A 13882-nucleotide genomic window follows, 5' to 3' on the forward strand; every position below is an offset into this window, starting at 1 on the left:
GCGGGGGATGTGCGTGTCCCAGTGGCATGCGGAAATTTCCCGGGTTTGCGCACCCTCGGGGCGAGTTGACGGCCCGATTCTGTCGGTGGCCTCACCTACAGTTGCTGCTGTGTTCGTTACCGGCGGGGATGTCATCTACAGCGCGTCGGACCTTGCTGCGGCCTCACAATGCGAATACGCGCTGCTGCGCAACTTCGACGCAAAGCTCGGCCGCGGTCCCAAACTGGCCGTCGAGGACGAAATGCTGGCACGCACCGCCCGCCTCGGCGACGCGCACGAACGACGCCGACTCGAGCGGTTTCGTAGCCAATTCGGCGCCGGGGTCGCCGTCATCGGCCGTCCGGCATACACCGCCGCCGGGCTGACCGCCGCGGCCGAGGCCACCAAACGTGCCATCGTCGACGGCGCACCGGTGGTGTATCAGGCGGCGATGTTCGACGGGCGTTTCGTCGGGTTCGCCGACTTCCTGGTGCGTGACGGCGAACGGTACCGGGTCGCCGACACCAAGCTGGCCCGCTCGGCCAAAGTCACCGCGCTGCTGCAACTGGCCGCCTATGCCGACACGCTGGCCCGCTCGGGTGTTCCGGTGGCGCCGGAAGCCGAATTGATCCTCGGCGATGACACTGTGCTGCGCTACCGCGTCGACGAACTGATCCCCGTCTACCACGCTCAGCGTGTGTCGGTGCAGCGGTTGCTCGACGAGCACTACGCCGCCGACGGGCCGGTGCGCTGGGACGACGACCGGGTACGGGCATGTTTCCGCTGCCCGGAGTGCACCGAGCAAGTCCGCGCCGCCGATGATTTGCTGTTGGTCGCCGGGCTGCGCGTCAGCCAGCGGGCCAAGCTGCTCGACGCCGGCATCGACACACTGGCCGACCTCGCCGACCACACCGGACCGGTGCCGGACTTGGCGACGCGGACGCTCGACAACCTGACCGCGCAAGCTAAACTCCAAGTGCGGCAACGCGATACCGGTATCCCGCAGTACGAAGTCGTCGATGCTAAGCCGTTGGCGCTGCTGCCCGAACCGGACACTGGCGACCTGTTCTTCGACTTCGAGGGCGATCCGCTCTGGACGGCAGACGGGACCGAATGGGGACTGGAGTATCTGTTCGGTGTCCTGGAAGCCAACGGCGCATTCTGCCCACTGTGGGCGCACGACCGGGTCGATGAGCGGAAGGCGCTGGCGGATTTCCTCGCAATGGTGACCGACCGCCGCAAGCGTCACCCCAACATGCATATCTACCATTACGCGTCGTACGAGAAGACCGCGCTGCTGCGCCTGGCCGGACGGTACGGCGTCGGCGAGGACGACGCCGACGACCTGCTGCGCAGCGGAACCCTCGTCGACTTGTATCCCCTTGTGCGCAAGAGTATCCGGGTAGGCGCCGAGTCTTTCAGCCTCAAGGCGCTGGAGCCGCTGTTCATGGGACGCGAGCTGCGCTCCGGCGATGTCACCACGGCCACCGATTCGATCACCCAGTACGCCCGATTCTGCGACCTGCGGGCGCAGGGCCGCGCCGACGAAGCGGCAACCGTGCTGAAGGAGATCGAGGACTACAACCACTACGACTGCCGTTCAACTCGTGCGCTACGCGACTGGCTGTTGAGGCGGGCATCCGAATCCGGTATCACACCGGTTGGCGCCCAACCGGTGTCGGACGGCGAAGACATAGCACCACACGATCCGCTGACGACGGCCCTGGCGGAGTTCACCGGCGATGCCGCCGCCGCCGACCGCAGTCCGGAGCAGACCGCGGTTGCCCTGATGGCCGCAGCCCGCGGTTACCACCGTCGCGAGGACAAACCCTTCTGGTGGGCACACTTCGACCGCTTGAACTACCCGGTCGACGAATGGGCGGACGATTCCGACGTTTTCATCGTCGACGGCGGTTCGGTGGCGGTCGACTGGCATACGCCGCCACGCGCGCACAAGCCGCAGCGGCGAGTGCGGCTGACCGGCGCACTGGCGCGCGGCGAACTCAAAACGTCGGTGTTCGCACTCTACGAGGCGCCGGCGCCGGCCGGCATGGCCGAAGATCCGGATCGCCGCGCCGCCGGCAAGGCGGCGGTCATCGAGACCGACGACCCCACAGTCCCCACCGAAGTGACGATTTTCGAGCGAACGCCTAAGAACGGCGATACGTTTCACCAGCTTCCGTTCGCACTTACCCCGAGCCAGCCCATTCCGACGAAGAATCTGCGGGAATCGATCGAATCCGCGGCCGCCGGCCTTGGCGCCGCATTACCCGGACTTCCCCGCACCGCCGTCTTCGACATCCTGTTGCGTAGCGCGCCGCGAACCCGCAGTGGCGCCGCGCTGCCGCGCAGCACTGACGCGGCGGCAGATATCGCAACAGCGGTGCTGGACCTGGACGCGTCATACATCGCAGTGCATGGGCCACCCGGTACCGGCAAGACCTATACCGCCGCCCGGGTCATTACCGGCCTCGTCGCCGAACACGGTTGGCGCATCGGGGTTGTCGCACAATCACACGCCGTGGTGGAAAACCTGCTGGACTGCGCGGTCTCCGCGGGAATCGACCCACAGCGGGTCGCCAAGAAACGACACGGCCATAACGAGCCGGAATGGCAGCACATCGACGAGAGCCAATATCCCGGATTCATCGACAACATCGCCGGCTGCCTGATCGGTGGCACGGCATGGGACTTCGCCAACCGCAATCGTGTCCCGCCGGCGAGCCTGGACCTGCTGGTGATCGACGAGGCCGGCCAATTCTGTTTGGCGAACACCATCGCGGTGGCGCAAGCAGCCAAAAACTTGCTGCTGCTTGGTGATCCACAGCAGCTGCCTCAGGTCAGCCAAGGCACTCATCCCGAACCGGTCGATGCCTCTGCGTTGGGCTGGCTGGTCGACGGGCAGCGCACGCTGTCGGCCGAACGCGGATACTTCCTCGATCGCTCATACCGAATGCATCCCGCGGTCTGCGGGCCGGTCTCGAGGCTGTCGTACGAAGGCCGACTGGAGTCGTATGCCGAGCGCACCGCCGCACGCCACCTCGACGGGTATGCGCCCGGAATTCATGTCGTGGCGGTCCGCCATGAGAACAATTCGATCGAGAGCCCACAGGAAGCCGAAGCTATCGTCGCCGAGATCGCGCGACTGCTCGGCTCGTCGTGGACCGATGAGGACGGCACGCGTCGGCTGCAAGCCACGGATGTGCTGGTGCTGGCGCCCTACAACGCTCAAGTGGTGCTGCTGCGACGGCACTTGGGCGCCGCGCGTCTCGGCGACGTCAAGGTCGGAACCGTCGACAAGTTTCAGGGCGCGGAGGCGCCGGTGGTTTTCATCTCGATGACGGCGTCGTCGATCGAGGATATTCCGCGCGGAGTTCCATTCCTGCTCAACCGGAACCGGTTGAACGTAGCAGTCAGCCGTGCGCAATACGCGGCGGTGATCGTGCGGTCTGAAACGCTCACCGACTACCTGCCGACTACTCCGGGCGGCCTGGTGGATCTGGGTGCGTTCCTGGCGCTGACATCTACCGGCGCGCCGACGAGCTAATCGTCGCGGAACGAATGCCTTCCAAATCCCGGCGGCCTTTCGGGATCGGCACGGTCGGGATCGGCCCGGTAATGCTTGTTCCGCGGGGGTTCATCGTCGACGAATCGGTGGCGGGCGACGTCGCGGCGGTGATTCGGCGGCGATGAGAGCTGCGCGATCGACCGCAGGCGCCGCTCGTCGTCGACGTGGAAGCCGTTGTGGGCGAATCCAATAGGACCGGCGGTGTCGGCGAGTGAATATCGGCGATCTCCGGTGGCGGCTCTGAGCGGCGCCGTGTCGCTCTCGTCAGCATCCGGCTGTCGGGCCGGTCGCCGCGGCGCACTGGGAGCACGCGGCACCAAGTACTCCACGTAATCGTCGAAATCGTCTGAGATGTTCGGCATCGCGCGTAGCCGGCCGGCTCGAGCAGCGAAACGATCGCCGGAAACGTCGTCGGCGGCATCGCTTTGCCGAGAATCACGTCGGCTGCCAAGGGCCGAAGCGCCGAAGCCGAGCATGAACATGGCAGCGGCCACCCCGAACAGCGCGATGAAGGCGGGTAACAACATCGACTGGGACATCGCGGCCGCGAATGGACCGCGCAAAAACTCGGGCAACTGCAGGGCCCCGTCGTCCGCCGCTTCTGGGTGCAGACCGCCCGGCATCGGCGGCAACTCGGCGGTGATCCGTGAGGTCATGAACGCGGCAATGCTGGCGCTACCGAGCACCGCACCGACCTGACGGGTTGCGTTGTAGACACCAGACCCCGCGCCGGCCAGGCTGGGCGGCAGGTTTCGTGTCGCGGTGGCGCCCAGCGGTTGCCACACGAACGCCATCCCAAACCCCATCGCGATGAACACCAGTACCAGTTGCCAAATCGGGGCGGCCGGCGTCATCTCGATCGAGAGCAAGGTCAGCGCGATCGCCAACACCGAGAAGCCGAAGCCGACAACCGACCGCGGATGGGCCCGGTCGACGATCCTGCCGACGATCGGAGCGAGTAGGCCACTGGTGATCGCCATCGGCGCGGTCAGCAGAGCCGAGCGGGTCGGAGACAATCCACAAACCGCTTGCGCATAGAACATCAACGGCAACACCATCGCCGTCGAGGCGAACCCGATGACCGCTACGCCGAGATTGGACAGGCTGAAGTCACGATCGCGGAAGATGTCCAGCGGGATCAGCGGTTCGCGGGTGTTCACCGACTGCCAATACACGAACGCCACCATGAACCCGATACCTGCCACGATCACCGCCCAAATCCAGGGCGCCCAACCCGCGGACTGCCCCTCCTGCAGGGCGAAGACGATGAGGAACATGCCCACCGCGGACAGCGCGACACCGGCCAGATCGAATCGGTGAGTGTGAATGGGCAGCTGCGGAATCAGCCAAACTCCGAGTCCCAGCCCGATGATGCCCACCGGGACATTGACGAAGAAGATCCACTCCCAGCCCAGCGCATCGACCAGCAGGCCGCCGGCCAGCGGACCGACCAGGGTGGCGACGCCGGCGGTGGCGCCCCACACGCTCATGGCCATCCCGCGACGCTCGGGCGGGAAGATTCGGGTGATCGTCGACATCGTCTGCGGGGTCAGCACGGCGGCACCGATTCCCTGAACCACCCGGGCGCCGATCAGCATGCCGATGCTTCCCGACAGGCCACACAACATCGACGCAGTGGTGAACAAGGCCAGACCGGCCAAGTAGAGGTTCTTCGGGCCGAACCGGTCACCGAGTCGGCCTGCCACCAGCAGCGGCACCGCGTAGGCCAGCAGGTAGGCGCTGGTCACCCAGATCACCGTGTCGTATCCGGTTTCCAGCTTTGTCATGATGCTGGGATTGGCCACCGCGACGATCGTCGAGTCCAGCAGGATCATGAAGAAGCCCACCATCATCGCCCAGAGCGCGTTCCAGGGGTTCGGTGTGTTCGCGCGCGGCGCCGTCGCAGCGCCGCGGTACGGGCCGCCCGCGGATCGCGCCCGGACCCTCGCCCCGCTCGGCGCCGTCATATTCCCACCTCGTCTCGGATTTCCATGCTCGTTTCAGCTCGGACCGACTGCAACCACGGCAGCCGACCGGAACGCAGCGACTCGGCAAGCCCTCGTAGCCAAGCGACCTCGGCTTCCACTGTCGCCAGCAGGTAGTCGAACGCCAGTTGGTAGGCGCTGGCCGGTGCGACGCCGCCGTCACGGAGCGCCATGATTTCGGCGGCCCGGGCCTCCATCGCCCCGACGCGGTCGTCGACGGCGTTCGCCGCGGCTTCCAGATCGAGCGTATCGATCTCGGCAAGCGCGGCGACGAACTGTGGAAACTCCTCAACCGGAGTGGCCACCATGTTGCGCACCCGCTCGCCGAGCATCTCCACGCCGGCGTCGGTGATCTCATAGATGGCGCGCTCGGGCCGGTTGCCCTCGCGCCCGGCGGTGGCGCAGCGAGTCAATTTCTCCTCAGTCAACCGGTCGACAACGTGATACAGCGATCCCGGCCGGAGTTTCACGATGCGGTCCGCCTGCCGTTGGACCAAGGTCTGAAACATCTCGTAGCCGTGCATCGGGCGCTCTTGAAGCAGCGCCAACACCGCGACGCCCAACGAGGTCGGTTGGTAGGCCATTGCGTGCGTCCTGTTCGCCCGAAGTAGTCGGCCCGGATTATTCCGGGTGGAGTAATCGACCTTGATGCCTCCCCCGGCTTTGGCCGGAGCGGCGCTAACCTGAGGTGACGCCATCTCGTCCGGCAGCGATGCGGACCGCACATTGGTCCGAGGGAAGGCCGGCACTGGATTCGGAGGCACTATGAGCGCCCGACGGACCGGGTCAGCGGGGATTCCCCAGACCGCTGGCAACAACAAGCCAAAAGCATCGGTGCGCGCTTTGGCGCACGTCATCGAACGCACCGCGCGGGCACAGGAGCCGGCGGCCAGGGCGTACGTGGAACGGCTGCGCCGCACAAACCCCGGGGCCAACCCGGCCGCCATCGCCTCGAAGCTGGAGAAGCGTTACCTGGCTGCAGTCACGGCCAGCGGTGCGGCGGTCGGGTCGGCAGCGGCCTTGCCGGGCATCGGCACCCTGGCGGCGCTGTCGGCCGCCGCCGGAGAAACCGCGGTTTTCCTCGAGGCCACCGCATTCTTCGCGCTGGCGACGGCCGCGGTACACGGCATCCCCACCGAAAACCGGGAACGGCGCCGCGCCCTGGTGCTCGCTGTGCTGGTCGGCGACGACAGCAAGCACGCCATCGCTGAGCTGATCGGCCCGGGCCGCACCAGCGGAGCCTGGCTGTCCGACGGCGTCGCGTCGCTGCCGATGCCGGCGGTGTCGCAGCTGAACTCGCGACTGCTCAAGTACGCCGTCAAGCGCTACACACTCCGGCGCGGCGCTCTGCTGTTCGGCAAACTGCTGCCGGCCGGTATCGGTGCTCTCATCGGCGCGATCGGCAATCGGATGGTCGGCAAGAAGATCGTCCGCAATACCCGCAAGGCGTTCGGCGGACCTCCCGCCCGGTGGCCGGTGACGCTGCATCTGCTGCCGACCGTTCGCGACGCAGCCGGCTAGCCGGCGATGCACGATTGCCGGCTGTCCTCGGCGCGCCTGGCAGATCGTCGGCAAAGAGTTAGCCTTTATGGGGCGGAAGCGGTCGGTCCGCCGCGGGTGGCAGATGCGCCGGTACACCCGGCGCAATGAGTGGCCAGCGTCGCTTGGCGCGCGTGCCGGACAGAGGAATCGAGGCGAGCAGCTGCCGTGAGCAGTACAAGTTCACCATTCGGGCAGAACGAATGGCTGGTCGAGGAGATGTACCGCAAGTTCCGGGACGACCCCTCCTCGGTCGATCCGAGCTGGCATGAGTTTTTGGTCGACTACAACCCCGAGCCGACGATTGACACCCCGACCACGAGTGACGGTCAACCGGCCCCTTCAGCTCCAGCCGCTCCCGAGCCTGCACCCGCATTGAGCCCCAAACCGTCCGCACCACCCACCACCACCACCGCAGCGCCGGGCAACGGCGCCGCCAGCGCACCGGTCGCCCCGGCCAAGCCGGCCGGCCCGACACCGGGCGAGGGTGATGAAGTCCAAGTGCTGCGTGGCGCCGCCGCCGCAGTCGTCAAGAACATGTCCATGTCGCTGGATGTGCCGACGGCGACCAGCGTGCGCGCAATCCCGGCCAAGCTGCTGATCGACAACCGAACCGTCATCAACAACCAACTCAAACGCAATCGCGGCGGCAAGATCTCGTTCACCCACCTGCTCGGGTATGCGGTGGTGCAGGCGATCAAAGAGTTCCCCAACCTCAATCGACACTTCGCCGAGGTCGACGGCAAACCCAGTGCGGTGACACCGGCGCACACCAATCTCGGGCTGGCGATCGATTTGCAGGGCAAGGACGGTAAGCGTTCGTTGGTGGTGGCCGGCATCAAGCGCTGCGAGAGTATGCGATTTGCGCAGTTCGTCACCGCGTACGAAGACATCGTGCGTCGCGCGCGCGACGGCAAGTTGACCGCGGAAGATTTTGCCGGCGTGACGATTTCGTTGACCAATCCCGGCACCATCGGCACCGTGCACTCGGTGCCGCGACTGATGGCCGGGCAGGGTGCGATCATCGGTGTCGGCGCAATGGAATACCCGGCCGAGTTTCAGGGCGCCAGCGCCGAACGCATCGCCGAACTCGGGATCGGGAAGCTGATCACGCTGACCTCGACCTACGACCACCGCATCATCCAGGGCGCGGAATCCGGCGACTTCCTGCGCACCATCCACGAAATGCTGCTCTCGGACGGCTTCTGGGACGAGATCTTCCGTGAACTGTCCATCCCGTATGAGCCCGTGCGCTGGCGCCCGGACAATCCGGATTCGATCGTCGACAAGACCGCGCGGGTCATCGAATTGATCGCCGCCTACCGCAACCGCGGACACCTGATGGCCGACACCGATCCGCTGCGCCTGGACAACACCCGGTTCCGCAGTCACCCCGACCTGGACGTGCTGACGCACGGGCTGACACTGTGGGATCTCGACCGGGTGTTCAAGGTCAACGGGTTTTCCGGCGCGGAGTACAAGAAGCTGCGCGACGTGCTGTCGGTGCTGCGCGACGCCTACTGTCGTCACGTCGGTGTGGAGTACACCCATATCCTCGAACCCGAACAACAGCAGTGGCTGCAGGAACGGGTCGAGGTCAAGCACGACAAGCCGACGGTGGCCCAACAGAAATACATCCTGTCCAAACTCAACGCCGCCGAGGCGTTCGAGACCTTCCTGCAGACGAAATACGTTGGGCAGAAGCGGTTCTCATTGGAGGGTGCCGAGACCGTCATCCCGATGATGGATACTGTGATCGACCAGTGCGCCGAGCACGGCCTCGACGAGGTCGTCATCGGCATGCCGCACCGCGGACGACTCAACGTGCTCGCCAACATCGTCGGCAAGCCGTACTCGCAGATCTTCACCGAGTTCGAAGGCAACCTGAACCCGTCGCAGGCGCACGGTTCCGGCGACGTCAAGTACCACCTCGGCGCGACCGGCGTCTACATCCAGATGTTCGGCGACAACGACATTCAGGTGTCGCTGACCGCCAACCCGTCGCACCTCGAAGCCGTCGACCCGGTGCTGGAGGGGCTGGTGCGCGCCAAGCAGGACCTGCTCGACAAGGGCACCAGCGAAAGCGGGTTCTCGGTGGTGCCGATGATGCTGCACGGTGACGCAGCCTTCGCCGGGCAAGGCGTGGTGGCCGAGACGTTGAACCTGGCGCTGCTGCCCGGTTACCGGGTCGGGGGCACCATCCACATCATCGTCAACAACCAGATCGGCTTCACCACCTCGCCAGAGCACTCCAAGTCCAGCGAGTACTGCACCGACGTCGCGAAAATGATTGGGGCACCGATCTTCCACGTCAACGGCGACGACCCCGAAGCCTGCGAGTGGGTGGCACGGCTGGCGGTCGACTTCCGGCAGAAGTTCCACAAGGACGTCGTCATCGACATGCTGTGCTACCGCCGCCGTGGTCATAACGAGGGTGACGACCCGTCGATGACCAACCCGTCGATGTACGACGTGATCGACGCCAAACGCGGATCTCGCAAGAGCTACACCGAGGCGCTGATCGGCCGCGGCGACATCTCGATGAAGGAAGCCGAGGACGCCCTGCGCGACTACCAGGGCCAGTTGGAGCGGGTGTTCAACGAGGTTCGCGAGCTGGAAAAGCACGGCGCACTACCTAGCGAATCGGTGGAATCTCACCAGATGATTCCGGCGGGATTGTCCACCGCGGTGGACAAGTCGCTGCTGGCCCGCATCGGCGATGCGCATCTGGATGTTCCCGAGGGGTTCACCGTGCACCCGCGCGTCAAGCCGGTGCTGGAGAGGCGCCGGGAGATGGCCTACGAAGGCAAGGTCGACTGGGCGTTCGGCGAGCTGCTGGCGCTGGGATCGCTGGTGGCCGACGGTAAGCTGGTGCGATTGTCGGGCCAGGACACCCGCCGCGGCACGTTCTCCCAACGGCATTCGGTGATCATCGACCGGATGACCGGCGCGGAGTTCACGCCGCTGCAGCTGCTGGCCACTAATCTCGACGGCAGCCCGACCGGGGGCAGGTTTCTGGTCTACGACTCGCCGCTGTCCGAATTCGCCGCAGTCGGTTTCGAATACGGCTACACGGTGGGTAACCCGGACGCAGTCGTGATGTGGGAGGCGCAGTTCGGCGACTTCCTCAACGGCGCCCAGTCGATCATCGACGAGTTCATCAGCTCCGGTGAAGCCAAGTGGGGGCAGTTGTCCAACGTGGTGCTGTTGCTGCCGCACGGCCATGAGGGCCAGGGCCCCGACCACACGTCCGGCCGCATCGAACGCTTCCTGCAACTGTGGGCGGAGGGGTCGATGACCATCGCAATGCCGTCGACCCCGGCGAACTACTTCCATCTATTGCGCCGGCACGCGCTGGACGGAATTCAGCGGCCGCTGATCGTTTTCACCCCGAAATCGATGTTGCGCAACAAGGCTGCGGTCAGCGACATCAAGGACTTCACCGAGATCAAGTTCCGTTCGGTGCTCGAGGAGCCGACGTACGAGGACGGCGACGGTGATCGGAGCAAGGTCAGGCGCATCCTGCTGACCAGCGGGAAGATCTACTACGAATTGGTAGCCCGCAAGGCCAAGGACGAGCGCGACGACGTCGCGATTGTACGGATCGAACAGCTGGCGCCGCTGCCTAAACGACGGCTCAACGAAACCCTGGACCGCTATTCCGACGTCAAGGAATTCTTCTGGGTGCAAGAGGAGCCGGCCAACCAAGGTGCCTGGCCGCGGTTCGGTTTGGAGTTACCCGAGTTGCTGCCGGACAAGTTGACCGGGATCAAACGGATTTCGCGCCGGGCGATGTCGGCGCCGTCGTCGGGCTCGTCGAAGGTGCACGCCGTCGAGCAGCAGGAAATAATCGACCTGGCCTTCAGCTGACGCCGAGCGTGCGTGTCCCCGCACGACACGCCGAGCCAATCGCGTATTTTGCGCACGTTCGCGGCGTTGCTCACAGGTCGAGGACGAGGTCGTCACGCGGCGCAGCGCAGCAGATGAGCACCGTCCCGTGCGGCGGCTCTTCCAGCGGCGGTTGCAGATAGGTCGGCGTACCCGCGACGATCCCGGTGACGCAGGTGTGGCAGACGCCGCTTCGACAGGCGAATCGTGTTGGCACGTCGCAGGTTTCAGCGAGATCCAGAATGCTGCCGTAGTTCGCTGACCAGTTCACGGTGAGTCCGCTGCGCGCGAAGGTGATGGCCGGGCCCGTCCCCGGGGCGCCCGGCGGCGGATGCGGACGTGTGTTCTGCGGCGCGGCGACGACGCCGGGGTTGATGGCAGCCAATGCGCCGAACAGTTCCGTGTGGATCTGCCCGGAAGTGAATCCGCAGGCAGTCAGCCCGTCGCGCATGGCATCCATGAATGTCTCTGGGCCACAGAGGTACACAGCCGCGTCGGTAGGTAGCTTCAATGCGGCAATCGATTGCCGGTCCAGATGACCGAGGGTGACACCGTCGTCGGCCTGCATGGCGGCTGTGTAGAAAACGAATTGCCGCGCATCGGGTAACGAGGTGATCAGACCAGTGACTTCTGCTGCGAAAACGTGACTCTCGGCGTTGCGGGTCGTGTGCAGCCACCTGATGCAGCGGTTGCTGTTGGCCGCGGCCAGAGCGTGCAGCATGGCCAGCACCGGAGTGGCGCCGATGCCGGCTGAGATCAAGACGACGGGAGTGCTGGCGTCGGTGAGGCAGAAGTCGCCGCGAGGGGCGGCCGCTTCGACAATCGAACCGACTTTGACATGGGCATGCAGCCAACGACTTACCAGGCCGTGGTCTTCGCGTTTGACACTGATGCGGTAGTCGCCTGCTGCAGGGTCGCCAGATAGTGAGTAACTGCGCATCGGCGGTGGATCACCCGCGTCGGGGATCCGCACCGTGAGGTACTGCCCGGGAAGTGGCCTCGGCAGCCCTGCCTCGTCGTCGGATTCAAAACGAATCGACAACACCGAGGCGGTCTCGTGGTCGATTGCGCTGACGCGCAACGGCCGGAAACCCGTCCATCCAGGTTCGACGCCGATCGACGACATTGCCGGCACACCCGAACTCTGCGTGAGCATGTCATGGAACGACTGTTGCCAGCCCGGGCTGAGTGCCGCCACGTCGACGGCTTTGCGGAGTTGGGCCATGTCGCGGTCGGGCAGATACAACAGCGCGTCGACGTCGGCGATGCTGAGTTCGTGCGGGCCGCGCCGGGTCAACACAATCGCGTCGCCGGCCTGCACCTGCCCTTCGGTGATCACCCGGAAGTAGAAGCCGGGGCGGTGATGTGCCACCAGCAGATTGGGCATGTCAGGTTCGCCGAGGCGCATGCCGACCCGGAAGCAGGTAACGCGTGGCTGGGTGACCTCAAACTCAGCCTCGCCAATGCGGTATCGGTCGCCGATGCAGACGTCCCGGTCACTGAGCCCACTGATAGTGAAGTTTTCGCCGAAGTGGGCCGGCCGAAGGTCGTCGCGGCGCAGGTGGGCCTTCCAATAGTCGTACGACTCAAGTTGATAGACCAGCACCGCCCGTTGTTCGCCACCATGTCCGGCAAGATCGCCCTGACCGTCGCCGTCGATGTTGAGCCGGCGCACCATGACTGGGCCGTCCACGGGTGCCTTCCAGATTCCGGTGTGCACCGTCTTGCCCCGCCATTGCACGTCTTTGGGCATGCCGACATTGACCGACACAAGCCGCGCCACCGCTGGCCCCGCGGGATTCAGGGCACGCGCAAGCGCATCGTCGACCTTGAGCGCCGCCATCGGACCGCCTCCGAGCCTCGGGACAAAATTGGGATGGCTCGCCCAGAATATGCGGGATCTGGCGAATGCGTCAACAGTTACTGGCGCGGCTATTGCGAAACGCCGAGGATGGTGCATACTGGGATGCGCAACCCAGAACAATAGCTTCGCCACATCGACTCAGGAGGATCGCTCATGCCGAGCGTTCATCATCGCTACGCCGCCATCGGCGATCACCGGTTGTTCTACCGCGAGGCCGGCGACGCCGACGCCCCGGCGCTGGTCCTCTTGCACGGATTTCCTACCAGCTCCTACATGTTCCGTCACCTGATACCGACACTGGCCGACCGCTATCACGTGATCGCGCCCGATCATCTGGGCTTCGGGCTCTCCGACGCGCCGGGCGTCGCGGACTTCGACTACACCTTCGATGCGCTGACCGAGTTGACCGCCGGCTTGCTGCGCACGCGAGGCATCGATCAGTATGCGATGTACGTGCAGGACTATGGCGCTCCGATCGGGTGGCGACTGGCCCTTGATAACCCGACGGCGATCACAGCGATCATCAGTCAAAACGGCAACGGATACGACGCCGGCTTCGTGGAGAGCTTCTGGAAAACCGTGTGGGACTACCACAGTGCGCAGACTCCCGAAACCGAAGCGGCGGTGCGACAGTTTCTCACCCTCGACGCCACCCGGTGGCAATACGTCACCGGCGTTCCCGACGAGACACTGGTCGACCCGGAATCCTGGTATCACGACTATGCATTGATCTCCCGGCCGGGCAACGCCGAGGTGCAACTCAAACTGTTCCTCGACTACGCGACCAATTCCCCGCTGTATCCGCGGCTGCATGAATACTTCCGCTCCAGCAGGGTGCCACTGCTGGCGGTGTGGGGTCGCGGCGACGAGATATTCGGTCCAGCGGGCGCTGAAGCCTTCGCCGACGACCTACCCGACGCCGAGATCCACCTTCTCGACGGCGGCCATTTCCTGCTGGAGTCCGCGCGGGAACAGGTCACCGAATTGATCCGAAGGTTTCTCGCCAAACACCTACCCGCAGCCTGACGCCGGCCGGTGACGACAAGTGGGTTGGATATC

Annotated in this window: 7 protein-coding genes; 4 read left to right on the forward strand and 3 right to left on the reverse strand. The window is 65.2% G+C overall.

What is annotated here, in order from left to right:
* Positions 1–109 precede the first annotated feature (109 nt).
* Complete coding sequence (locus tag AC5Y42_RS19505; RefSeq protein WP_499900216.1) at positions 110–3526, forward strand: TM0106 family RecB-like putative nuclease; 3417 nt, start codon at positions 110–112, stop codon at positions 3524–3526.
* On the opposite strand, the gene AC5Y42_RS19510 is transcribed toward AC5Y42_RS19505, so the two are convergent.
* Together AC5Y42_RS19510 and AC5Y42_RS19515 are read right to left on the reverse strand one after the other, a co-directional pair.
* A complete protein-coding gene (locus AC5Y42_RS19510) occupies positions 3523–5514 on the reverse strand; it encodes an MFS transporter (protein WP_499900217.1) in 1992 nt (663 codons plus the stop codon). The genes AC5Y42_RS19505 and AC5Y42_RS19510 overlap by 4 nt on opposite strands.
* Entirely contained in the window at positions 5511–6116 is a 606-nt protein-coding gene (locus tag AC5Y42_RS19515; protein WP_499900218.1) for a PadR family transcriptional regulator, read from the reverse strand. Before AC5Y42_RS19515 ends, AC5Y42_RS19510 begins: the two co-directional genes overlap by 4 nt.
* Positions 6117–6297: 181 nt before the next feature.
* Here AC5Y42_RS19515 and AC5Y42_RS19520 point away from each other — a divergent pair, with 181 nt between their 5' ends.
* Both AC5Y42_RS19520 and AC5Y42_RS19525 read left to right on the forward strand, forming a co-directional pair.
* Positions 6298–7053: a hypothetical protein gene (locus AC5Y42_RS19520; RefSeq protein ID WP_499900219.1), complete on the forward strand. Its 756-nt coding sequence runs from the start codon at positions 6298–6300 to the stop codon at positions 7051–7053.
* Between the two features lie 186 nt (positions 7054–7239).
* The gene (locus AC5Y42_RS19525; RefSeq protein WP_499900220.1) at positions 7240–10941 is read left to right on the forward strand and encodes a multifunctional oxoglutarate decarboxylase/oxoglutarate dehydrogenase thiamine pyrophosphate-binding subunit/dihydrolipoyllysine-residue succinyltransferase subunit; all 3702 of its coding nucleotides are present in this window, start codon (positions 7240–7242) and stop codon (positions 10939–10941) included.
* A gap of 70 nt (positions 10942–11011) precedes the next feature.
* On the opposite strand, the gene AC5Y42_RS19530 is transcribed toward AC5Y42_RS19525, so the two are convergent.
* Positions 11012–12742 (reverse strand): MOSC domain-containing protein, encoded by a 1731-nt coding sequence (locus AC5Y42_RS19530; protein ID WP_499900265.1) that lies wholly within the window; start codon positions 12740–12742, stop codon positions 11012–11014.
* A 234-nt stretch (positions 12743–12976) separates the two neighbouring features.
* Between AC5Y42_RS19530 and AC5Y42_RS19535 the strand changes: the two genes are divergently transcribed.
* Positions 12977–13849: an alpha/beta fold hydrolase gene (locus tag AC5Y42_RS19535; RefSeq protein ID WP_499900221.1), complete on the forward strand. Its 873-nt coding sequence runs from the start codon at positions 12977–12979 to the stop codon at positions 13847–13849.
* The last annotated feature ends 33 nt before the right edge of the window (positions 13850–13882 follow it).

Source organism: Mycobacterium sp. NGS48, assembly GCF_059812585.1.